The sequence below is a fragment of the Paraperibacillus esterisolvens genome (assembly GCF_046237625.1).
GTDB lineage: Bacteria > Bacillota > Bacilli > Bacillales > DSM-1321 > Paraperibacillus > Paraperibacillus esterisolvens.
Genome location: NZ_CP143545.1, coordinates 3,211,834 through 3,236,273, shown reverse-complemented (window position 1 = coordinate 3,236,273; position 24,440 = coordinate 3,211,834). Strand labels below are relative to the sequence as shown.

Annotated in this window: 21 protein-coding genes; 20 read left to right on the top strand and 1 reads right to left on the bottom strand. The window is 46.7% G+C overall.

Features of this window, described 5'->3' with window-relative positions; all coding sequences use genetic code 11:
* Positions 1-86 precede the first annotated feature (86 nt).
* From accD to V1501_RS16325, 5 genes are all read left to right on the top strand, one after another.
* Positions 87-971: an acetyl-CoA carboxylase, carboxyltransferase subunit beta gene (gene accD, locus V1501_RS16345; RefSeq protein WP_409289746.1), complete on the top strand. Its 885-nt coding sequence runs from the start codon at positions 87-89 to the stop codon at positions 969-971.
* Positions 962-1,939, top strand: a complete 978-nt coding sequence (gene accA, locus V1501_RS16340; RefSeq protein WP_409289744.1) for an acetyl-CoA carboxylase carboxyl transferase subunit alpha — start codon at positions 962-964, stop codon at positions 1,937-1,939. The genes accD and accA overlap by 10 nt, the downstream gene beginning before the upstream one ends.
* A 666-nt stretch (positions 1,940-2,605) precedes the next feature.
* Entirely contained in the window at positions 2,606-3,568 is a 963-nt protein-coding gene (gene pfkA / locus V1501_RS16335) for a 6-phosphofructokinase (protein WP_409289743.1), read from the top strand.
* Between the two features lie 38 nt (positions 3,569-3,606).
* Entirely contained in the window at positions 3,607-5,367 is a 1,761-nt protein-coding gene (pyk, locus tag V1501_RS16330; RefSeq protein ID WP_409289742.1) for a pyruvate kinase, read from the top strand.
* Positions 5,368-5,451: 84 nt separating this feature from the next.
* Positions 5,452-5,838, top strand: coding sequence for an FxsA family protein (locus V1501_RS16325; protein ID WP_409289740.1), 387 nt, complete (start codon positions 5,452-5,454; stop codon positions 5,836-5,838).
* 79 nt (positions 5,839-5,917) lie between these two features.
* On the opposite strand, the gene ytvI is transcribed toward V1501_RS16325, so the two are convergent.
* Entirely contained in the window at positions 5,918-7,024 is a 1,107-nt protein-coding gene (ytvI, locus tag V1501_RS16320; protein ID WP_409293417.1) for a sporulation integral membrane protein YtvI, read from the bottom strand.
* A 184-nt stretch (positions 7,025-7,208) separates the two neighbouring features.
* Here ytvI and V1501_RS16315 point away from each other — a divergent pair, with 184 nt between their 5' ends.
* The 15 genes from V1501_RS16315 to V1501_RS16245 all read left to right on the top strand — a co-directional run bounded on the left by V1501_RS16315 (position 7,209) and on the right by V1501_RS16245 (position 24,432).
* Positions 7,209-7,670: a DUF441 domain-containing protein gene (locus tag V1501_RS16315; RefSeq protein ID WP_409289738.1), complete on the top strand. Its 462-nt coding sequence runs from the start codon at positions 7,209-7,211 to the stop codon at positions 7,668-7,670.
* Between the two features lie 379 nt (positions 7,671-8,049).
* The gene (gene citZ, locus V1501_RS16310; protein ID WP_409289737.1) at positions 8,050-9,165 is read left to right on the top strand and encodes a citrate synthase; all 1,116 of its coding nucleotides are present in this window, start codon (positions 8,050-8,052) and stop codon (positions 9,163-9,165) included.
* A 132-nt stretch (positions 9,166-9,297) separates the two neighbouring features.
* A complete protein-coding gene (gene icd / locus V1501_RS16305) occupies positions 9,298-10,569 on the top strand; it encodes an NADP-dependent isocitrate dehydrogenase (RefSeq protein ID WP_409289735.1) in 1,272 nt (423 codons plus the stop codon).
* Between the two features lie 75 nt (positions 10,570-10,644).
* Positions 10,645-11,583 (top strand): malate dehydrogenase, encoded by a 939-nt coding sequence (mdh, locus tag V1501_RS16300; RefSeq protein ID WP_409289733.1) that lies wholly within the window; start codon positions 10,645-10,647, stop codon positions 11,581-11,583.
* A 124-nt stretch (positions 11,584-11,707) separates the two neighbouring features.
* Positions 11,708-12,184: a MaoC/PaaZ C-terminal domain-containing protein gene (locus V1501_RS16295; protein WP_409293416.1), complete on the top strand. Its 477-nt coding sequence runs from the start codon at positions 11,708-11,710 to the stop codon at positions 12,182-12,184.
* Positions 12,185-12,549: 365 nt separating this feature from the next.
* Entirely contained in the window at positions 12,550-13,269 is a 720-nt protein-coding gene (locus tag V1501_RS16290) for a response regulator transcription factor (protein WP_409289732.1), read from the top strand.
* Complete coding sequence (gene pnpS, locus V1501_RS16285; RefSeq protein ID WP_409289730.1) at positions 13,266-15,059, top strand: two-component system histidine kinase PnpS; 1,794 nt, start codon at positions 13,266-13,268, stop codon at positions 15,057-15,059. Before V1501_RS16290 ends, pnpS begins: the two co-directional genes overlap by 4 nt.
* 291 nt (positions 15,060-15,350) lie before the next feature.
* The gene (polA, locus tag V1501_RS16280) at positions 15,351-17,981 is read left to right on the top strand and encodes a DNA polymerase I (RefSeq protein WP_409289729.1); all 2,631 of its coding nucleotides are present in this window, start codon (positions 15,351-15,353) and stop codon (positions 17,979-17,981) included.
* Positions 17,982-17,996: 15 nt separating this feature from the next.
* Positions 17,997-18,836, top strand: a complete 840-nt coding sequence (mutM, locus tag V1501_RS16275) for a DNA-formamidopyrimidine glycosylase (RefSeq protein ID WP_409289727.1) — start codon at positions 17,997-17,999, stop codon at positions 18,834-18,836.
* 36 nt (positions 18,837-18,872) lie between these two features.
* Positions 18,873-19,472, top strand: a complete 600-nt coding sequence (coaE, locus tag V1501_RS16270) for a dephospho-CoA kinase (protein WP_409289725.1) — start codon at positions 18,873-18,875, stop codon at positions 19,470-19,472.
* Positions 19,473-19,919: 447 nt separating this feature from the next.
* The gene (locus V1501_RS16265) at positions 19,920-20,951 is read left to right on the top strand and encodes a glyceraldehyde-3-phosphate dehydrogenase (protein WP_409289724.1); all 1,032 of its coding nucleotides are present in this window, start codon (positions 19,920-19,922) and stop codon (positions 20,949-20,951) included.
* Positions 20,952-21,355: 404 nt separating this feature from the next.
* Positions 21,356-21,736, top strand: a complete 381-nt coding sequence (speD, locus tag V1501_RS16260; RefSeq protein ID WP_409289722.1) for an adenosylmethionine decarboxylase — start codon at positions 21,356-21,358, stop codon at positions 21,734-21,736.
* Between the two features lie 170 nt (positions 21,737-21,906).
* Positions 21,907-22,287 (top strand): hypothetical protein, encoded by a 381-nt coding sequence (locus V1501_RS16255; protein WP_409289721.1) that lies wholly within the window; start codon positions 21,907-21,909, stop codon positions 22,285-22,287.
* A 179-nt stretch (positions 22,288-22,466) separates the two neighbouring features.
* Positions 22,467-22,925: a transcriptional regulator NrdR gene (nrdR, locus tag V1501_RS16250; protein ID WP_409293415.1), complete on the top strand. Its 459-nt coding sequence runs from the start codon at positions 22,467-22,469 to the stop codon at positions 22,923-22,925.
* A 103-nt stretch (positions 22,926-23,028) separates the two neighbouring features.
* Positions 23,029-24,432 carry a replication initiation and membrane attachment family protein gene (locus V1501_RS16245; RefSeq protein WP_409289720.1) on the top strand — a complete coding sequence of 468 codons (1,404 nt, stop codon included), beginning with the start codon at positions 23,029-23,031 and terminating at the stop codon, positions 24,430-24,432.
* The last annotated feature ends 8 nt before the right edge of the window (positions 24,433-24,440 follow it).

The window sequence follows — 24,440 nt, the reverse complement described above, 5'->3', positions numbered from 1 at the left end:
TGCAGGATTTCATATGCATACAATGGACAGGCAGAGCTCGCTGCTGTTGCTGGTTATTGCTATAGGAAGTTAAGGGGAGGTTCACCATGATAAGAGATTTATTTTCAAAATCTAATTTAAAATCTAAAAAGAAAAAATATGCAACGATTCCTTCTGAGCGGACAAGGAACGAAGTCCCGGAAGGCATTATGACGAAATGCCCTAATTGTAAGAAAATCATGTACACGAAGGAGCTGCTGAAGGCTCAAAAGGTCTGCATGCATTGCGGGTACCACCACCAGATGAACGCCTGGGAACGCATCGACAGCATCTTTGATGAGGGAACCTTCGAAGAGCTGGATAAAAACATGGTTACCGTCAATCCTCTCAATTTTCCCGGCTATGAGGACAAAATCAAATCAGACATGGAAAAGACACAAAGCAATGAAGCCGTCGTCACCGGCACAGGGTCCATTAACGGACACAAAAGTGCTGTCGCGGTCATGGATTCGACCTTCCGGATGGGAAGCATGGGCTCGGTTGTAGGTGAAAAAATAGCCAGGGCGGTTGAAAAGGCAGATGAACTCGGAATTCCATTCATTGTTTTTACAGCATCCGGAGGAGCACGCATGCAGGAGGGAGTGTTAAGCCTTATGCAAATGGCCAAGACAAGTGTCACCTTAAAGAGATTCAGTGAAAACAAAGGGCTTTATATTGTGGTCATGACCCATCCGACAACCGGCGGGGTCTCCGCGTCATTCGCATCCATGGGGGACTATAACCTGGCTGAGCCGGGTGCGCTCATCGGGTTCGCAGGAAGGCGCATCATTGAACAGACCATCCGGGAAGAACTGCCCGAGGATTTTCAGACGAGCGAGTTCCTGTTAAAGCATGGCCAGCTGGACGCAGTGATCCACAGGCAGCAGCTTAAGGACTCCCTTTCCAATATAATTGATATTCATGTACCGGGCGGTGAGCTGAAATGGCAGTAGAATTAGAGTTTGAAAAACCGATAAAAGACCTGCAGGAAAAAATAGATGAGCTTAAAAGGATTACTAAGGAAGCCGATGTTGACCTTTCCTCTGAGATTGAAAAACTGGAAGGCCGGCTGTCCAATCTGCAGGATGAAGTGTACAGCAATATGAAGCCCTGGGACCGTGTCCAGGTGGCGCGTCATCCTGCCCGCCCGACTACTCTGGATTATGCTGAGCATTTATTCACAGATTTCTTTGAGTGTCATGGGGACCGTGTTTTTGGGGATGACGCAGCGATTGTAGGCGGAATTGGCAAGTTTCATGGGCTGCCGGTTACAATCATCGGCCATCAGCGGGGAAAGGATACAAAGGAAAATATCATGCGCAATTTCGGGATGCCTCACCCTGAGGGAAACAGAAAGGCTCTAAGGCTGATGAAGCAGGCTGAAAAGTTCAATCGGCCGATTATCTGCTTCATTGACACCAAGGGTGCCTATCCCGGCAAGGCTGCAGAGGAACGCGGCCAGAGTGAAGCGATTGCCCGTAATATCTATGAGATGGGCGGCCTGACTGTACCGGTGATTTGCATTGTGATCGGCGAAGGAGGCAGCGGTGGTGCGCTGGCACTTGGAGTGGGTGACAGAATATTGATGCTGGAGAATTCTACATATTCTGTAATTTCTCCAGAAGGAGCAGCGGCACTGCTATGGAAGGATTCCAGCCTCGCGAAGCGTGCAGCTGAAACCATGAAGATCACCGCACCTGACCTGAAGGAACTGGGAATCATAGATGAGATCATCAAGGAACCACAGGGAGGGGCCCACCAGGATATCCTCGTACAGGCCTCTTTTATTGAAGAAGCCATCCATGCGGCACTTGGCAGCCTTCTAGCCCTGAATGCGGATGAACTCGTAGAACAGAGATATCAGAAATTCAAAAGAATTGGCGAGTATTCGTTTCTGCAGAATCAGATAGGAGTAAAATAAAAACGTGCATTTTATGCACGTTCTTTCTTTTTGCTTTTTTTCTGGATTTAGTTATTTAAAAGGCTCTTTTCTAAAAGGTTAGTTGTTTTTGGGATGAGTTCTGTGAGGAGATTTAATTATTTAGAAAGTGGACTTACGCTCCAGGTGCGAGGCTCCTTATCCAGCTCCAGGCTGAAACCCTCGAGTCATAAGCCAGGCCTGCTATGGAAAGAAAAAGCCCTGCCCATATCAGGCTCGACTTTTGCAAGGCTTTCGCATAAGTGCGACTAAGCTGTTGTCGCAGCAATCGAAGTACCTCCAGCGGAGAACAGCCTTCTTCTTCCGTAGACTCAATGTTTATGAAAGCAGACTTCATTTTGAAGCAAACCAGGAGCAATTCGGATATTTTGTAAATAAAGACATTTTCCAGTATAATTTGTATGTTATTTCACAAATAAAGGTTTACGAAATTTGATTACTAATTTAGAATGAGTACGGAAACCCGGTTTTTCGCAATATGTCAAATAGAACTGGGATAAAATGTCTATACTAACTCTGTATGAAATTTTTTTATGATCAGACAGCAGGGTCTATTGTACTGGCGGAATGGGCCGTCGGACCCGTTTCTTTCTATACATATTACATTCAATGGCGTGTAGACTGTTATTCTTTATAGAGGTGATTATATTGAAAAGAATTGGTGTACTGACAAGCGGTGGAGATTCTCCTGGGATGAATGCAGCCATCCGTGCTGTCGTACGTAAGGCGATATACCATGAAATGGAAGTTTACGGCATTTATCATGGCTACGAGGGCCTGATTAAAGGGGATATTAAAAAGCTGGAAATCGGCTCGGTTGGCGACATCATCCACCGGGGAGGCACTATGCTCTTTTCTGCCCGCTGTCCCGAATTCAAGACGAAGGAAGGCCAGATGAAAGGAATCGAACAGCTGAAGAAGCATGGCATCGAGGGCCTGGTTGTCATTGGCGGCGACGGATCCTACATGGGCGCGAAAGCACTGACAGAGCACGGTTTCCCTTGTGTAGGGGTGCCAGGCACCATTGATAATGATATTCCGGGCACTGAATTCACAATCGGGTTCGATACGGCCATCAATACAGTCATCGATGCAATCGATAAAATCAGGGATACGGCCACTTCCCATAAACGGACTTATGTAATAGAAGTTATGGGCAGGGATGCAGGGGATATCGCACTATGGGCCGGCCTTGCAGGCGGAGCTGAATCCATTTTGATCCCTGAATCCACTGAAGATATCCATGATGTAATAGCCCGCTTAAAACGGGGGCAGGACCGCGGTAAAAAACACAGCATCATCATAGTTGCAGAAGGCGTCGGCAGTGCAGTCGATGTGGCGAAGCAATTAGAGGATTTGACTGATTTTGAAACCCGCGTCTCAGTTCTGGGCTATATTCAGCGCGGGGGATCACCTACGGTCGCCGACAGGGTGCTGGCGAGCCGCCTCGGTGCTTATGCCGTTTCCCTCCTGCTTAAAGGCAAGGGCGGACGCGCGGTAGGCATAGAGAGCAATCGCCTTGTGGATTATGGAATTATTGAGGCACTGACTCAGAAAAAGCATAACATCGACCAGCAGATGTTCGATTTATCCAGGGAGCTGTCTATATAACATCTTTGGCAATATAAAATTTGGAGGTATACAAAAACATGCGTAAAACTAAAATCGTATGTACGATAGGACCGGCGAGCGAGAGCTTAGAGAATTTGACTTCTTTACTTGAAGCCGGCATGAATGTGTGCAGGCTGAACTTCTCACACGGTGATTTTGAAGAGCACGGCAGCCGGATTGTCAATATCCGCAAAGCTGTGGAGCAGACCGGGAAACAGGCGGCCATCCTCCTTGACACAAAGGGACCGGAAATCCGTACAAACAATATGGAAAATGGCGCTATTGAGCTGCAATCTGGCGGCACAGTCGAAATCTCGATGACGGAAGTCCTCGGAACTGAAAAGAGATTCTCCATTACGTATGAAGGCTTGATCGACGATGTCCACCCGGGCTCCCGCATCCTTCTTGATGATGGTCTCATTGCTCTTGAAGTAACGGAAATCAGAAAAGAAGAAAACATCATTGTCACAAAGATCCTGAACAGCGGTGTTCTTAAAAATAAAAAGGGCGTCAACGTACCGGGAGTTTCTGTAAAGCTTCCAGGTTTAACTGAAAAGGATAAAAAGGATATTATCTTCGGCATTGAGCAGGATGTGGACTTTATTGCCGCTTCCTTTGTAAGGCGTGCATCTGATGTACTTGAGATCCGTGAGCTCCTTGCAGACCATGAGGCTAAGCATATCCAAATCATCCCTAAGATTGAAAATCACGAAGGTGTACAGAATATCGATGAGATTCTGGAAGTCTCTGACGGCCTGATGGTTGCCCGCGGCGATCTTGGGGTGGAAATTCCGGCTGAAGAAGTACCTCTCGTACAGAAGGAGCTTATACGTAAGTGCAATGAGCTTGGCAAGCCGGTCATCACAGCAACACAGATGCTTGATTCCATGCAGCGGAACCCGCGTCCGACACGTGCCGAAGCAAGTGACGTAGCCAATGCTATCTTTGACGGAACGGATGCTATCATGCTTTCCGGCGAAACGGCTGCTGGATCTTATCCGATTGAAGCTGTCGAAACCATGCACAATATTGCTTCACGCACAGAAAAAGCTCTTAATTACAAAGAAATCGTTGCTGCAAGAAGCAAGACGAATGAGCATAATGTAACAGATGCAATTGGGCAATCGGTTGCTTACACAGCTCTTAACCTTGAAGCGGGAGCTATTATCACTCCGACTGAAAGCGGACATACGGCCCGCATGATTTCAAAATACCGTCCGAAGGCTCCGATTGTAGCCGTTACATCATGTGAGAAAGTGGCAAGAAGACTTTCGCTGGTATGGGGAGTATATGCTGAAATTGGCCCTAAAGCTTCTTCCACCGATGAAATGCTGGATGTTTCGATCGAGAAGAGCATGGATTCAGGAATCGTAAGCCACGGTGATCTTGTAGTCATCACTGCTGGAGTTCCAGTTGGTGAGGCTGGCACGACCAATCTCATGAAAATTCATGTCCTGAATGATGCGACCATCAAAGCGCAGGGAATCGGCAGGAAAGCAGCGAAAGGAAAAGTTGTCATCGCAAGGAATGCTGAAGAAGCTAATGCAAATGTAACAGAAGGAAGCATCCTTGTTACTTACGGATCTGACCGCGATATGATGCCGGCCATCGAGCGCTGCGCGGCTCTTATCACTGAAGAAGGCGGCTTGACCAGCCATGCCGCAGTTGTTGGTGTAAACCTCGGCATCCCAGTCATAGTGGGGGCAGAAAAAGCAACCAGCATCCTGAAGGATGGACAGCAGGTCACGGTCGATGCAAGACGTGGAACTATCTATGAAGGGCATACCAAAGTCCTTTAATACAAATAATGCGGCGGGAGCAGAGGCTTTCTGCCGCTTTTTTACTATGAAGGGCCATTATACATGAAAGGCGGGAGTCCGCAGATGAAATATCTTATTGGTATATTTATAATCGTTCCTGCCCTTGAGATCGGGGCATTCCTTCTCGCAAGCCGGACTGCAGGTGTCCTGCCATCAGTCCTTTTGATTATCCTTACAGGAACCATCGGGGCATATCTGGCCAAAAAACAGGGCATAGAAACCATCCGGAAAATCCAGCGGGAGCTCGCGTCAGGCAGAATCCCGGGCGATTCCCTGATAGATGGCGCCTGCATTTTGATAGGCGGATGTCTCCTGATTTCACCGGGTTTTTTGACAGATATCCTGGGGCTGTTCCTGATGCTTCCGCCCCATAGGCGAATGATTAAACCGCTGGTGAAAAGGAGCCTGAGAAAGGCAGTGGAAAAGAAGAGGGTTACCATTATCAGATAAAGGCACACCCTCTATAAGAAGAAGCTGTTTTGAATGGGTGACCGTAAGGGGGGAGGGATGAGCACAAGCAAGGCAGTACTCATCCCTTAATGAAGCCCCACACATCTGTGAACACATTCGCCCGGTTCAAGGCTGTAATAACCACAAGTACCACCGGCCCAACGATAAGGCCGAGGAAACCGATCGTCTTGAAGCCAATAAAGAGGGCAGCCAGTGTGGCGAGCGGATCCAGCCCGATGCTGGAAGAGAGGACCTTTGGCTCCATGATCTGCCGCTGGATGAGCACAATAGAATAGAGAGTGCCGAGGGCGATGGCCATGCCGGTATCACCTGAAATCATCTCATAGGCAATCCAGGGAACAAAGACGGCCCCTGTTCCTAAATACGGAAGAATATCAACGAGTCCGCAAATCAGGGCGATCGTGATGGCATATTCTACTCGTAGAACAAGCAGGCCGGTTAATACAATAACAGTGGTAATGGAAATGAGTGTCAGCTGGGCCCTGAAAAAGCCGAACAATGCTTTTTTCAGATCCAAAAAAACGGTTCTCCCGCTGTATTTGGCCTTGGCAGGCATCATGCGGCTTCCAAGGCTTACAATGCGGTCCCAGTCTTTACTGATAAAGAATGTGGCCAGGAAAGAAAACACAATCACACTCGCTGCGCTTGGAAACCATCCAAGTATGGCGGGAATGTTTTGAAAAAAACCTTGTATAAAGCTTCCTGCTGATGTTGCAAGCCGTTCTCCTGCCATCTGCACGTTATTCATTATGGTATTCTGATGACCGGCATCCAATGAGTTAAAATAGGCAGATAACTTATTATACTGAGGAAGGAATACGGTTTCGATGAGCTTTTCCACCGCGTCTATGATGGTCTCAATATGGAGAGGGACAGCCTCAGCGAGATAGGCAGCTCCTGATACAATCTCTGTAATCAGCAGTGTGAGCATCCCCGCCAGGCCTGCAATAATAATGAACAGGGCCAGGAACACAGCCGCTCCCCTGGGGAGCCTGGCCCTGGCCTCAAAAGCAGACACCATGGGATTAATCAAAAAGGCAATGAAAAAGGCGATAATAAAAGGATAGGCATATTTCCAGAGATACAGCAGGGCCAGCAGGATGCATGCAAGCGTCCCGGCGGCTATGCAGAATCGGATAAATCGCTGGATGTAGAGCGGGTTCAGAAGGCACTCCTCCCGTCGTTCAATCTATTTTTTGAAACGCTCCGGCTACTCAGCAGCCGTATTGGAGCTTTGTACAAGTATATGGCTTATGTATAGAGTGAAATGATAACAAAGTGGAAAAATAGACATAAATTTTCCAAGGATATTATTTCAATAAAACTTCTTATAGAAGGAGGAAGGTAAATTGAGCTGGGGTCCAGGTTTGTTTTTACTATTGCTGCTGGCAATAGGCATCATTGCAAAAAACTATTCCCTCGCATTTTCTGCAGGCGTTTTACTCTTGGTTAAGGCAGCCGGACTTGACGCTAAAATCTTTCCTCAGCTGCAGGCGAAAGGAATCAACTGGGGAGTCACGATCATTACCATAGCTGTGCTTGTTCCTGTAGCAAATGGCTCTATTGGTTTCAAGGAGCTTGGGGATGCGTTAAAGTCGCCTTATGCCTGGATTGCACTTGGCTCGGGGATTGCGGTGGCACTTATAGCTAAGGGCGGACTCATCCTGCTGGGGCAGGATCCCCACCTTACTGCGGCCCTTGTATTTGGAACCATTATTGCAGTATCCCTTTTTAAAGGGGTGGCGGTCGGTCCGCTAATAGGAGCAGGGATAGCTTATCTGTGCATGAGGCTGATTGAGCTGTTCAAATGAACAGCTCTTCGGCAGTCGTGGCATTCAGTTGTATTTTATTCTAATAAAATATTTATTTATTTTATTAAGGTGTTTTCGTTCACAAATATCTGATTATTGTTTATAATATGTGATGTAAGCGCCTACTTGAAATTGGGAGAATGCTTGATTAATTGATAGAAGCATTTCTTTGGCAGCCTATTGAGCAAGCGCTCGGGGGCTGGTTTCCTGAAAAGGCTGCAAGGGTAAAATAAACTTTCGCTATGGACTGTGCCAATCAATGCTTACTTCTTCACAAACGGCATGTATGGAATGCAGCCCCGGTAGAAATGTTTTGCCAGTTTTATTAATTTCATATTTAAAATATATAGGCGAACTTTCATACAAAGGAGAGGTTTTTATGACAGCAACAAAAGGTCTGGAAGGAATTGTGGCAACTACTTCTTCCATCAGCTCTATCATTGATGATACTTTGACATATGTGGGCTATGATATCGATGATCTTGCTGAAAATGCAAGTTTTGAAGAAGTCTTATATCTATTATTGCACCGCCGCCTTCCAAGCAAAAGCGAGCTTGAGGAGCTGACTGCACAGCTTGCGGAAAATGCCGGGCTCCCACAGGAAGTTCTTGACCATTTCAAGATGTATCCAATCAAGGAAGTACATCCGATGGCCGCACTCCGCTCAGCCATTTCCCTTCTTGGGCTTTATGACGGGGAAGCCGACTCAATGGATCCCGATGCGAATTACCGCAAGGCTATCCGCATCCAGGCGCAGATTCCTTCCATTGTAACCGCCTTCTCTCGGGTAAGGAAAGGTCTTGAGCCTGTCGCTCCACGCACCGATTTAAGCTTCGCTGCAAACTTTTTGTACATGCTGAGCGGAAAAGAACCAGCCCCTGTTGAAATCGAGGCCTTCAATAAGGCGCTTGTGCTTCATGCAGACCATGAATTGAATGCTTCAACTTTCACCGCACGTGTATGTGTAGCCACCCTGTCTGATATTTATTCAGGCATCACTGCTGCCATCGGGGCTTTGAAAGGTCCGCTGCATGGCGGAGCGAATGAAGCTGTCATGAAGATGCTGACTGAAATCGGTTCAGTTGACAACGTGACGCCTTATATCAGCGAAAAGCTGCAGAACAAAGAGAAAATCATGGGCTTCGGCCACCGGGTGTACCGCAAGGGAGATCCCCGCGCGAAGCATCTGAAGGAAATGTCTGAGAAGCTTACAAACCTGACTGGACAAGCCAAATACTATGAAATGTCTGTAAAGATCGAAGAGCTGGTGACTTCCCAAAAACCGCTTCCGCCGAATGTTGACTTCTACTCAGCTTCGGTATATCACAGCCTGGGAATCGACCATGATCTGTTTACTCCGATCTTTGCGGTCAGCAGGACATCCGGCTGGCTTGCCCACATCCTAGAGCAGTATGATAACAACCGCCTGATCCGCCCGCGTGCTGAGTATACGGGTCCGGATATGCAGAAATATATCCCGATAGAAGAACGCTGATCACTGAAAAGTGCGAAAAGTTTTATATCAGGATGAAAATATAGTAAATTGGTATATGGAATAAAAACATCACGGGCTCGGGCGGTTTGCTGCCGCCGGGCCTCCGATTTTATGAAAATGGGGGAATTTAAAATGACTCAAGGTCAAAAAATCACTGTCGAGAACGGTACACTGAAAGTGCCTAATAATCCGGTCATTCCTTTTATCGAAGGAGACGGAATCGGTCCTGATATCTGGGCGGCGGCTTCCCGCGTATTGGAAGCTGCGGTTGAGAAGGCATATAACGGAGAAAAGAAAATTGAATGGAAGGAAGTATTGGCTGGTGAAAAGGCTTTTAACCAGACAGGCGAATGGCTTCCTGCAGAAACCCTTGATGTAATCCGCGAATACATAATCGCAATCAAAGGACCTCTTACAACTCCAGTAGGCGGAGGAATCCGCTCACTGAATGTTGCGCTCCGCCAGGAGCTTGACCTTTTTGTATGCCTGCGTCCTGTGCGCTATTTCGATGGAGTTCCTTCTCCAGTCAAACGCCCTGAAGATACCGACATGGTCATCTTCCGTGAAAACACAGAGGATATCTATGCGGGAATCGAATATCAGGAAGGCTCAGATGAAGTCAAGAAATTGATTCAGTTCCTAAAAGATGAAATGGGAGTAAACAAAATCCGTTTCCCTGAAACTTCCGGCATCGGTATCAAGCCTGTATCCCAAGAAGGAACGGAACGCCTTGTGCGCGCTGCCATCAACTATGCAATCAAGGAAGGCCGTAAATCGGTAACTCTTGTCCACAAAGGCAACATCATGAAGTTCACGGAAGGCGCCTTCAAAAACTGGGGTTATGAATTAGCTGAAAAGGAATTCGGCGATAAGGTATTCACATGGGCACAGTATGACCGCCTGAAAGAATCAGACGGGACGGAAGCTGCGAATAAGGCTCAGTCTGAAGCAGAAGCTGCAGGCAAAATCATCATCAAGGATTCCATTGCTGATATCTTCCTTCAGCAGATCCTTACACGCCCGAAAGAATTCGATGTCGTGGCAACGATGAACCTGAACGGTGATTACATTTCTGATGCCCTGGCTGCACAGGTTGGCGGAATCGGAATCGCTCCTGGAGCGAACATCAACTATGAATCCGGCCATGCCATCTTCGAAGCCACTCATGGAACTGCACCTAAATATGCAGGTCAGGATAAGGTGAATCCTTCATCCGTACTTCTTTCCGGTGTACTCATGCTTGAACACCTGGGCTGGAATGAAGCAGCGAACCTGGTCATCAAATCTGTTGAACAGACTATTTCTTCTAAAGTTGTCACTTATGATTTTGCCCGCCTGATGGATGGAGCAACAGAAGTGAAATGCTCAGAGTTTGCAGATGAGCTTATCAAGAACCTGGGGTAACAGCCGGAGTGTTGGCGGGGGTTTTTTCCCTGCCAGCTTCTTTGTATATAAGTAAGAATCGAGGAGGAAAAAGATATGACTTTCAGACGCAAGAAGATTTCTGTAATCGGCGGAGGCTTCACTGGTGCCACAACTGCATTCCTGCTTGCCCAGAAGGAATTGGGTGACGTTGTATTAGTTGACATCCCGCAGGCTGAAAATCCGGTTAAAGGGAAAGCACTGGATATGCTCCAGGCAGGACCTGTCCAAGGCTTTGATGCCAATGTAACTGGTACAGCCAATTACGAAGATACAAGGGATTCAGATATCGTCATCATCACAGCAGGGATAGCACGTAAACCAGGGATGAGCCGTGATGATTTGGTTCAGACGAACCAAAAGGTTATGAAATCCGTAACAGGCGAGATTGTTAAATATTCTCCAAACTCAACGATTATCGTACTTACTAATCCGGTTGATGCAATGACTTATACTGTCTTCAAAGAATCAGGGTTTCCGAAGAACCGGGTAATCGGCCAATCCGGAGTCCTGGATACTGCGCGCTTCCGTACATTCATAGCCCAGGAGCTTAATCTTTCTGTAAAAGATGTGACAGGGTTCGTCCTTGGGGGTCATGGGGATGATATGGTTCCGCTTGTACGCTATTCGTATGCCGGCGGAATCCCGTTGGATACACTGATTTCAAAGGAACGGCTTGATGAGATTGTGGATCGGACCCGCAAAGGCGGGGCTGAAATCGTTAACCTTCTAGGAAACGGTAGTGCCTATTATGCACCTGCTGCTTCCCTTGTGGAGATGACAGAAGCCATCCTGAAAGACCAGCGCAGGGTCCTGCCGACAATCGCCTACCTTGAGGGAGAGTACGGATTTGAAGGAATCTACCTTGGTGTTCCTACAGTGCTTGGCGCAGATGGAATCGAGAAGATTTTCGAACTTGAGCTTACAGAAGACGAAAAGGCGGCCCTTCAAAAGTCTGCAGATTCTGTCCGCAATGTGATGGATGTTCTAGTTTAATTTTCATATGATAGGAAAACATTAAAGGGATTGGCTTGCAGATCCAGAATCATACAGCCAATCCCTTTTTCATACCTTTTATTACAGATATAAAACCTAAATGGGTGGAGGTCGTTTGTGTATCATGCTGCTTGGGAAGAAAAGAAAACTGGGAAGAAGCATAGAGGAAATCAAGGCTGGCGAAAAGCTGACGCTCACAGAAAAGATAGAAGACAAAGATCTGTTATTGTATCTGGGATTGACGAATGATGCAAACCCTTTATTCATCCAGCATGACTATGCATCACAGACAAAATTCAAGAAACCGATAGTGCCGACTATCATGCTTACCGGCATCCTGACAGCGGCTGTGTCAAAATATCTTCCGGGTCCGGGAAGTCACATCCTGAAGCAGGAACTGAATTTCCATAAACCAATCTTCCATTACGGGACAGTGAAATTCCTTCTGGAAGTTGCGGATGTAGATTATGCAAGAAAGACCGTGACCATATCAGTCCAGGGAGAGAACGAAGCTGACGAACTTGCGGTTGAGGGGTCTTTCACTGTCTGCCCTCCAGAATACCGTGACGGAACGGATGGGAGTGCGCTGGAGAATTTTTAATAGCAGAGCCCGGGAGAAGAAATTCTTTCAGGGCTTTTTCTCTGCCGTTTTTCCATAGCTATGCGGATTCCTCAGCCGGGTGTAAACATCATTTAACTATTCGGCATACTTGGCTGCGCCATGCCCTTTCCACCGCCTTATTTTTTCCTGCTGCTATTGTCCGGTTCATTTCCAGGCATGGGCTCCGGATTAGAAAACTCATGTTTGTTCTTATACATGGAGTTCTTTATAGAAATTTTGATTACTCTTCCAAAAACTCTCTTTCTGTTCCATTATTGTAGTTTATAAATAATTGATTATAATAAGGAGTGTAGAACTGGCTCACATAATGGATAAGGGGAATCTATTTTCTTTGGGAGGAATCTATGAGCAAAAAAGTACTGGTGGTAGATGATGAAGAATCAATAGTTACTCTCCTTCAATACAATCTTGAACAGGCTGGTTTTGAAGTTGTAACTGCAATGGATGGCAGGGAGGGAGTCAAGAAAGCCGTTGAGGAAACACCTGACCTTGTCATTCTTGATCTCATGCTGCCTGAAATGGACGGCCTGGAGGTTTGTAAACAGCTGCGGCAGCAAAAGCTCAATGTACCGATTCTTATGCTTACAGCCAAGGACGATGAGTTTGATAAGGTGCTCGGACTTGAGCTTGGGGCGGATGATTACTTGACCAAACCGTTCAGTCCGCGCGAAGTGATCGCCAGAATCAAGGCTATATTGCGAAGATCCCAGTTCCAGGCTGAAGCAGGAGATCAGACTTCGGGCGATGAAGGGGACCTCTTAAAGATGGGGGACCTGAAGATATTTCCTGAACGCTATGAAGCGTACTTTGAAGGAAATCAGCTGGAATTGACTCCGAAGGAATTCGAGTTATTACTATATCTTGCTAAACATAAAGGCAGAGTACTGACAAGGGACCAGCTGCTGAGCGCCGTCTGGAACTATGACTTTGCGGGAGACACGAGAATCGTTGATGTCCATATCAGCCATTTAAGGGATAAGATAGAAACCAATACTAAGAAGCCTCTGTATATAAAAACCATCAGGGGGCTTGGGTATAAGCTCGAGGAGCCAAAGGGAGAATGAGCCGTTACCGCTCGGGGCTCTTTTTTGCATTAGTGATCCTATTGCTGGGGGTATTTTTGGGACTGGGAATTGTCCTTGGCCAGCTTTTTAAGGATTATTACATAGATACATTCAATGACCGGCTGCAAAAGGAAACCAAATTCGTTTCGCAGTATATTAAGGAAAATCAGGGAGTCGAAGCTGCCATAGCAAGCGGGAAAGTCGACAAGCTGATTGAGATACTGGATTCCAATATTACGATTGCAGACCAGGACGGGGATATTTTGTTCAGCACATCAGATCTTTCAGCAAAAAACAGGAAAATCCACGATGATGCCATACGAAGCATTGCGCGAACCCATTCCGGCGGGAGTGAGCCGAATGAAGGCTACGATGTTACTGAAGGAAAGTATGAGCAGCATTATTATTGGAAGAAGCTGAGGACAGGCAGCGGTCATGCTTTTGTCGTTTTAAGCAATCAGCTGGATATCCTGCAGAAAGCAAGCCAAAAGATGTGGCTTATCCTTGCATTCAGTCTGGGGACCGCTCTAATTGTCATCCTGGTGCTTGCTGCGACGATAACGTCCCGCTACACCAAGCCAATAGAAGCGGCGACAAAGGCAGCTATCGAACTGGCGAAAGGAAACTATAAAGTACGCACTTACGAGGAGAATTCCTTTGAAACTGGAATGCTCTCAAATTCTATCAACATTCTCGCCCGGAACCTTCAGGAGATGGAAGAACACAGGGAAATGCAGCAGGACAGGCTTGGCACACTGGTTGAAAACATGGGCAGCGGTGTCCTGCTCATCGACAGCAGAGGTGCTATCACCCTGATCAATAAAACCTACAGGCAGACTTTCAATGTGAATCCTTCATTCTTCCTATATCGCCTTTATTATGAGGTGATAGAGCATAAAGAAGTCATCCAGATGATAGAGAATATTTTCATGATGGAGCAAAGCATTAAAAAACAGCTTATTCTCCCGCTTAATCTGGAGATGCGCTATTTTGAGATATACGGTGCACCGATCATAGGGAATCATGATGAATGGAAGGGCATTCTGCTTGTGTTCCATGACATAACGGGACTGAAAAAGCTGGAACAGGTACGGAAGGATTTTGTGGCAAATGTCTCTCATGAGCTCAAGACACCCATCACTTCCATTAAAGGATTTACAGAAACACTCCTTGACGGCGCTCTGCATAATGAGAAGTTCCTGAAGCACTTCCTTGGAATTGTGCTTAAAGAAAGCGACAGGATGCAGACGCTCATCCAGGAACTTCTTGATTTATCGAAAATTGAACAGCAGGGCTTCTCCCTGTCCATACAAAAGGTGGATCTGAATAAGCTTCTGCAGGAGACTATCGCGATTTTTGAACAAAGGGCGGCTGAGAAAGAAATCAAGCTCACCTTCCCGTCTCTCTTAAAGCCGCTGATGATAGACGGAGACAGTTTCCGCATAAAGCAGATAGTCATCAACCTGGTGAGCAATGCGATTGCTTACACACCTGCAGGCGGGGAGGTGACGGTATCTCTTTCCGAAAGCAGGGAGGCGGCCAGGCTGAGCGTGAAGGATACAGGAATCGGAATTGCGAAGGAAGAGCTTCCGCGTATATTTGAACGATTCTACCGGATTGATAAGGCCAGAAGCAGGAATTCGGGAGGCACGGGCCTTGGACTTGCGATCGTAAAACATTTGGTAGAGGCGCATAAAGGGATTCTCCAGGTTGAAAGCGAAGCAGGCAGAGGCACAGAATTCACGGTCGAATTCCATAAACACTTAAAAGAAGATAAAGGTTCCGGGTGAAGGCTGTGCATTTACAATACTTTTACAATACCGCATATCTCCCTTTACAAAGAGATATTAGAATAAATTGTGAAAGACCCCTTCATCCAGGGAGCCATTAGAAGAGGCGAAAACTACCCCGTTTTCGCCTCTTCGCCCTTTGTAATAGGAATCATGCCGTTATTTTTCTTTCCTATCTCTCACATGATAGAATAAAGGAGAATCAAACGGCTTTTTTGTGTTTTTAAACCATTGCATATAGTGAATCAGCCCATATTTATAAAGTCTGTTTTTAGGAGGAGGAAACGTTCATTGGAAAAGAAACTAGTACTGATAGACGGAAACAGCATTGCCTACCGCGCCTTTTTTGCCCTTCCGCTATTGAATAACAATAAAGGTGTACATACGAATGCAATCTACGGATTTACCATGATGCTTTCAAGAATTCTTGAGGAAGAGAAGCCGACCCATATGCTGGTGGCCTTTGACGCGGGGAAGACGACCTTCAGGCATGCAGCCTTCACCGAATATAAAGGAGGCAGGCAGAAGACCCCGCCGGAGCTCTCAGAGCAGTTTCCATTCATTCGTGAATTGCTCGATGCCTATCAAATTTCCCGTTATGAACTGGAGAATTATGAAGCGGATGACATCATCGGCACCCTGAGCCTCCAGGCTGAGCAGGAAGGCTTTGACGTCAAGATTATTTCAGGGGATAAAGATTTGACCCAGCTTTCCTCAGATAAGACCACTGTCAGTATTACGAGAAAGGGAATCACGGAAATTGAAGAATATACTCCAGGGCATATAGAAGAAAAGTATGGTCTCGCTCCAAATCAGATCATCGATCTCAAGGGTCTGATGGGCGACCCATCCGATAACATACCAGGAATTCCCGGGGTAGGGGAAAAAACCGCCCTAAAACTGCTGCAGCAATTTGGTTCTGTGGAAAAGGTCCTTGAGTCAGTATCCGAAATCAGCGGCAAAAAGCTTCAGGAGAAAATCGAGGAGAACAAAGACCTGGCAGTACTCTCCAAGGAGCTGGCAACTATAACCCGTGAAGCCCCGGTCGGCATTACACTGGAAGAAATTAAATACTCAGGGCCGGCTGAAGAAAAGGTTATCCGTCTGTATAAAGAGCTCGGCTTCAACTCCCTCCTGGAAAAGATGGAACCGGGTGAATCTGCAGAGGCAGAGGAAATGGAAGACATTGAAGTGAAGGTTGTTGAGAGCATTTCAAATGATATCTTTGCTGATGATAATACCCTCTATGTTGAAATCCTGGGGGAAAACTACAGCCGCACAGAAATAACCGGAATATCACTGGTGAATGAAAAAGGAAACTTCTTTATACCGGCGGAGCTCGCCTGTTCCTCTCGGGAGTTTAAGGAATGGGCCGCAGATCCAGGCAGGAAAAAGTCCGTCTATGATGCCAAGCTGTCCATCGTAAGCCTTGGACGGAAGGGAATTGAATTAAAAGGTATCGTGTTCGACCTTTTAATCGCCTCTTATATCCTGAATCCTGCAGAAAGCTCTGTGGACATAGCAGAGATAGCTGGAAGGCATCAATATAAACAAATCCAGTCAGACGAATCCTTTTACGGCAAAGGGGCAAAAAGGAGGGTTCCGGAGGAAATACTGCTTGCAGCCCATCTTGTGCGGAAGGCCAAGGCAATTGAAAACCTATCGGACCCGATCATCCATGCCCTTAAGGAAAACAGCCAGTACAGCCTTTTCAAGGAACTTGAGCTGCCGCTGTCCTTCATACTTGCTGAAATGGAGCTGCAGGGAGTAAAAATCGATCGGGACAGGCTTCATCAGATGGGCAGTGAAATATCTGAACGGCTGGGAGTGATTGAGACAAAAATCTTCGAACTGGCTGGGGAAGCGTTCAATATCAACTCTCCCAAACAGCTTGGAACCATTTTATTCGACAAGCTTCAGCTCCCTTCTGCCAAAAAGACCAAGACCGGTTACAGCACGTCGGCAGATGTGCTGGAAAAGCTGGAGACCAAGCATGAGATCGTCCGGGAAATCCTGCATTACAGACAGCTTGGGAAAATTCAGTCCACATACATCGAAGGACTGCTGAAGGTGATGGACCCGGAATCAGATAAAGTGCATACCCGCTTCAACCAGGCTCTCACACAAACCGGCAGACTGAGCTCGACGGATCCCAATCTGCAGAATATCCCGATCCGCCTTGAGGAAGGCAGGAAGCTGAGACAGGCCTTTGTTCCATCTGAAAAGGACTGGATCATTTTTGCAGCCGATTACTCACAGATTGAATTGAGGGTGCTTGCCCATATATCTGACGATGAGGGACTCAGCTCCGCATTTCATAAGGGAATGGATATTCATACAAAGACAGCCATGGATGTCTTTCATGTTGCGCAGGAAGAAGTGACTGCCAATATGCGCCGCCATGCAAAGGCAGTTAATTTTGGCATTGTCTACGGAATAAGTGATTACGGTCTGTCACAGAGCCTTGGCATTACAAGGAAGGAAGCGGGAGAGTTCATCGACCGTTACCTGGACAGCTATCCAAGGGTAAAGGATTATATGGCTGACAGCATTCAGGAGGCGAAGGAAAAAGGGTTTGTCACAACTCTTCTCCACCGCAGGCGATATATACCTGAAATAACCAGCCGTAACTTCAATATCCGAAGCTTCGCGGAGAGGACAGCGATGAATACACCGATACAGGGGACGGCTGCCGATATTATAAAAAAAGCGATGATCAACATGAGTGAGAGGCTTAAGGACGAAAAGCTCCAAACACGGCTGCTGCTCCAGGTGCATGATGAATTGATCTTTGAGGCCCCGCCTGAGGAGCTGGAGATCCTTATGAAAATTGTGCCTGAGGAAATGGAGAATGCAGTGGAATTGAATGTGCCTCTAAAAGTGGACTACGCTTACGGTCCTACTTGGTTTGATGCTAAATAAAAGGGGGACTGTAACATGCCCGAGCTTCCAGAGGTGGAAACAGTAAGGCGGACATTAGAAGAGCTGGTAATCGGCAAAACCATAGAAGATATTACGATTCATTGGCCGAAGATCATAAAGGCGCCCGAGGAGCCTGATGTCTTTATCGATGCTTTGAAGGGCCAGACAATATCAGCGGTCTGCAGGAGAGGCAAGTTCCTTCTGTTTTATCTGGACGATTATGCCCTTGTCTCCCATCTGCGGATGGAGGGGAAATACGGACTTTATCCAGGGGAAGAATCATATGACAAGCACACGCATGTCCTGTTTTTGTTTACCGATGGTTCGCAGCTGAGGTACAGGGATGTGAGGAAATTCGGGACGATGCACTTGTATAAAAAAGGGGAAGAATTCAACAGCCCGCCCTTGAAGAATCTGGGACCGGAACCCTTGTCCCCGGATTTTACCCCGGTATATTTGGGTCAAAGGCTTGCCAGGACCCAGCGTAAAATCAAGCCCGTCCTGCTCGACCAGAATGTGGTGGTCGGAATCGGCAATATTTATGTAGATGAAGCCCTCTTCAGGGCGGGGATTCATCCAGAACGGACAGCATCGGGGCTTCGTCCCGATGAAATAAGCAGGCTCCATAAAGAAATTACAGAGACCCTGGCAGAGGCAATTGAAAAAGGCGGGAGCACGATCAGGACCTATGTTAACTCACAGGGAAAAATCGGATCCTTCCAGCTTGATTTAAATGTATATGGAAGAAAAGGTGAAAACTGCAAGGCGTGCAGTACACCGCTGATGAAGCTGACTGTCGGAGGTAGGGGCACACATATCTGCCCGTCCTGCCAGCCTGCTGAAACAGCTCCGTAATCACATTGGCAGACAGTAGAACAAAGGAGACTTGCGATGAAAAAGGTCATTGGCATCACCGGCGGCATAGCAAGCGGTAAGAGTACGGTAAGCGGATATATCAGGGAGCTTGGCTTCACCGTAATAGATGCCGATGCCGCAGCGAGAATCGTAGTGGAGCCGGGTCAGGCTGCTTTTGAACAGATTGTAGAACATTTTGGCCCGGATATCCTGGCAGATAACGGGACCATTGACCGGCCAAGGCTTGGCGCTGTCATTTTCAATGACGAGGGAGAGCGGCTGAAGCTTAACAGCTTCGTCCATCCGGCTGTCAGGACGTGGATGGAGGAACAGAAGGCTAAAGCCTTCCTCCGCGGAGAAAAAACGGTTTTCATGGATATCCCGCTCCTGTTTGAAAGCAGGCTAGGTTATATGGTTGATGCAGTAATTCTTGTTTATGTAAACGAATTAACACAGCTGGCCCGTCTGATGGCAAGAAATTCTTTTTCAAAGGAAGAAGCGGAAGCACGGATTGCGTCACAGATGCCGCTGAGAGAAAAAAAGACATTGGCTGACGCGGTGATCGATAATGAAGGCAGCCGTGAAGAAACGAAAAAACAGGTGCAAAAGCTCCTCCGGGAGTGGGATATCATCTAAAAGAATGGTCCTGGACAATGTCCAGGGCTTTTTTCTAAGGAAAAATGTGAAACGGTATGTATTCATAAGTCTTTGCAGCTGGATGGTAATTTCATTTTTCTTGCCGGCATTCCTGACGGCTTACACCGCTTCTTTGCATGGCTGGGAGAGATAACACATCTGCTGCCTATCCTGGCTTACGCTTCCGTGACAAGGCACGCCAGCCCCGCACAGGCAGGCCGCCTGGAGAGGGAGTAATCATTCGTTAGCGACAGCCCATATTACTGATTAAAATAACGGCATATTGGCAGACGATTTTATTAACATATGCTGTTAAGCATGCAGAAAATTTATGGGAGAATGAAATAAAAAAAACGGTTTTTATTATCACCTCACTGATCATATATGTTATACTAATTGTATCAAATACAACAAAAAGTATAACTTAATTCGGAGGGAGCCATATTTATGAAGGCTAGAGTTGCTATCAATGGATTCGGGAGAATAGGGAGAATGGTGTTCAGGAAGGCGATACTGCAGGATGATCTTGACATAGTAGCTGTCAATGCCAGCTATCCGGCAGAAACCCTGGCACACCTGATTAAGTATGATACAACGCACGGAAGATTTGAAGGAGAGGTGACAGCGGGACCGGATTCACTGAATGTGAATGGCAGACAAGTCATGCTTCTTAACAATCGTGATCCTAAAATGCTTCCATGGAGGGAGCTTGGAATAGATATAGTCATCGAAGCGACTGGTAAATTCAATTCCCGTGAAAAGGCTGCAGCCCATCTTGAAGCAGGTGCATCAAAGGTTATCCTGACTGCGCCCGGCAAGAATGAGGATGTGACGATCGTTATGGGCGTCAACGAGGATGCGCTCAACATAAGCGAGCATGATATCATCTCAAATGCGTCCTGTACGACGAACTGCCTTGCGCCGCTCGTGAAGGTTCTGGATGAGCAGTTTGGAATTGAAAACGGTTTAATGACTACGATTCATGCATATACCAATGACCAAAAGAATATAGATAACCCGCATAAAGACCTGCGCCGGGCAAGAGCGTGCGGCCAAAGCATTGTCCCTACCACAACCGGTGCCGCTAAAGCCTTATCAAGCGTTCTCCCGCATTTAAAGGGGAAGCTGCATGGAATGGCACTGCGGGTGCCTACGCCAAATGTATCCCTCGTCGACCTGGTGGTTGATCTGAAAAGCGATATTACTGCCGAACAAGTGAACAGGGCGCTTGCTGAAGCCGCAGACGGCCCTCTTAATGGCATTTTGGGATTCACCATGGAGCCATTGGTGTCCATCGACTTTAATACGGATCCCCATTCGGCCATCATTGATGGTTTATCTACTATGGTGATCGGAGACAGCAAAGTAAAAGTGCTGGCATGGTATGACAATGAATGGGGCTATTCATGCAGGGTGGTAGACCTGGCGAAGCTTGTCGCCGCAGAGATGAATGCCAGGCTTAAGGTAAAGGCTGGCTGATAATGGGTTGATCGAACCGTCCGCATGTGCGGGATATATGTAAGAACAGGGGCTGCCCGCCAGGGCAGTCCCTGCTTTTTTGCCTGACCGCTGCTTCTGTAAAAAGAGCATCCTGTAAAAGTTATTCCAAAAAAATCCAGTATTTACCTTTCAACTGCGGAATGCCTTCATAGGGGCCCTGTCCGCCAGATAATCCTATGCTTGAGATACCGGGAGAATTTTTTTAATAAGAATATATTGCAAAAAAAAATGATAATTAGTATACTATTTTTCGTGAACTTCTTATGAAGGGATGGCTACTTAAAGGGTTAGGACCTCATCGGACTAACTTTCCCCCGTGGTAGTTGTTTTTTAATGTTCAATTACTTAGGAAATTTAATCTTGTTAAAGGGGGAAACTTGAACATGGAAACAATGGGTCGTCATGTAATTTCTGAGCTTTGGGGCTGTGATTTCGAGAAACTGAACAATATGGAACAAATTGAACAAATTTTTGTGGATGCTGCACTTAAATCTGGTGCAGAAGTGCGCGAGGTTGCCTTTCACAAATTCGCTCCACAAGGTGTAAGCGGAGTGGTCATTATCTCTGAATCCCATCTGACCATCCACAGCTTCCCGGAACATGGTTATGCAAGCATTGATGTATATACTTGCGGCGAAATGAATCCGAATATTGCTGCAGATTATATTGCAGAGGCGTTGAATGCACAGACTATCGAGAAAATAGAGCTGCCGCGCGGAATGGGGCCTGTAAAGGTCCAGCAGGAAGCGGTAAAAGCACTTTAATTTTAAAATAAATACAAACAAGAGATGTAGACCTTACATCTCTTTTTTAGTGCCATGAAATTCCGCCTTAAGGAAACCTCCATATATTGTCAGCATAAGCTTTCCTTTGGAATTGAATAGAACAGCAAAAACAGGTAAACTAAAGGAAAATCAACAGCGGGGGTTTAGAATTGGGAATATTAACGAGATACAATAAAGTATGTGAAACCAGCGACAAGAACCGCCTGCCGGAACTCAGGACACATTATTATAAAGCATCCGCATCCAAGGCCTTTTCTGCAGTGGAAGAATTGTTTTCGACAATGAATGGGTGCCGTTTGATCAATGTCTCAAAAGAGCACGGGGAAATATCGGCAGAGCTCTCTTCACCGCAGTCCTTCGTGGTGGCCACGATTGTCGGGGTACACGGAAATGAAACAGCAGTGGATTTCATCCTGTCGACAGAAAAGACTTCGCTGACTGGGTCCTTCCCTGCACTAAAAAGACAGGCTGTCTCGCTGTATAGTGCCCTTGACAGCAGGCTGCAGCTGATTTCGTCTGGGAGAGGCTGAGAAAGCCCCGGCTGCAGGACGGGCGGCCGAATTTCCATTCTCTTTTCCTTGTATAGCCGCCGGCTTTTTTATAAGATAAATGTATTAAAAAAAACTACGGAAATGTTCACCGAAAAGGCGCTGTTCTTTCTTTCGCCAAAGCAGCAGGCCGAATGGGGTTGCGATCGGAGCTGATGACCATGAAATGCCCAAATTGCCAGTATAATGGTACACGCGTGCTCGACTCTCGGCCTGTTGACGAAAGCCGTTCAATCAGGAGAAGGAGAGAATGCGAGAAGTGTAACTATCGTTTCACCACCTTTGAAAAAGTGGAAGAAATTCCTCTGATTGTCGTAAAAAAAGAAGGCATCCGCGAGGAATTCAGCCCAGATAAGATCCTCAGGGGACTGATCAAGGCCTGTGAGAAAAGGCCGGTGAGTTTGAAGCAGCTTGAAGATATAACCCGTTATGTTGAAAAGGAATTAAGGAATCAAGGGATATCTGAAATCAAGAGTGAAGATATTGGTGAGATGGTAATGGACAAGCTTGCAGAGGTGGATGAAGTGGCCTATGTGAGGTTTGCTTCCGTTTACCGTCAATTTAAAGACATTAACGTATTCATAGAAGAACTGCGGGATTTAATTAATAAAGAGAAATAGATTTTCATACCTGCCTTCCCAATGGAGCTAAATTTAATGTTAGCTCTTTTTCTGTGAAGGAAACAAAAATTAATCCAATACTATCAGTAAAGGTTTGAATCATATGCAAATGCACTGGCAGCAAATCCTGCCTGTAGACCGGTACGAGGTATGCTCGAGCGGCCTGATCCATTCTTATGACAGGAAAATTATCTCCCTGCTATACCAGCCTTTGATCGGGCCAGTGGCAGCCAGTCTGTATTTCACTCTTCAGAGTGAATTGGAAGCAAACAGGCTTTGGTCTGAATCCTCCTCTCACCATGCCCTGATGTCAACGATGGATATCAACCTGAAGGAAATCTATTCAGCACGTGTGAAATTGGAGGGGATAGGGCTTCTTAAAGTCTGGAAAAAGTCCGGGGAAGAAGAGAATTCATTCATATACGAGCTGATGCCTCCTTTGACGCCCCAGGCCTTTTTTACTGATGGCATGCTGAATGTATATCTTTACAAAAAGGTAGGGAAGCTTCAGTTTGCGAAACTGAAGAAATCCTTCAGCGATCGGACAGTACCGCGTGCTGAATATGAAGATGCCACAAAATCATTTCAGGATATATTTATATCGGGACACAGTGAATCCTTGTACATCCCCGCCGAATCGGCGGAAGACCTCAGCCTGCCGCCCGGGCAGAATTTTATCGGCCGGCAGGAAGCCGTAGAGATCAGCGGGTTTACCGAGAGCTTTGACTTTGACCTTTTATTTGCCGGGTTGAAGGAATCCTTTGTTCCCAAGAAGGCATTTACTCCTAAAGTCCGGGAAATTATAGGGAAGCTGGCCTTTTTATACGGAATAGATTCTTTGAATATGAAGAACCTGGTGCTTGATTCTGTGAATGAGCATGATGAGATAGACCTGGAGGAGCTGCGTAAGGGTGCCAGGGACTGGTATCAGCTTGAATTCAGTGAACAGCTGCCGAGCCTCAGCACACAGGTCCAGCCTCCTCAGCTTCATACTATGCTGGAACCCAGGACGGATGAAGAAAAGCATATTGCCTACCTGGAGCAGGTATCACCCAGGCAGCGCCTGATAGATCTTTCAGGAGGAGCTGAGCCCTCTAAAGCCGATCTGCAGATCATAGAAGATGTACTTTTGAACCAGCGTCTGACTCCGGGAGTTGCCAATGTGCTGATTGATTATGTCATGATGAAGTCGGATATGAAGCTCTCAAGGGGATATGTAGAAAAAATTGCCGGGCACTGGGCCCGCAAGGATATTAAAACAGTCAAAGAAGCAATGGAGCTTGCGAAGAGTGAGCACCGTCAATATCAAGCCTGGGCAAATGACAAAAAAACAAGGAAACCTGGTGCAAAAAAAGCGATCCGGACCGAGATGGTCCCGGAATGGCTGAAGGAGGATCAGCAGGATCCGCCTTCCGGCACTGCTTTGCCCGGTGCGGAAAGCGACGACCTGGAAGAAAGAAAAAAACGGCTTGAAGAGAAGCTGAAGAAATATCAGAACAGGGGGTGAATGAACGA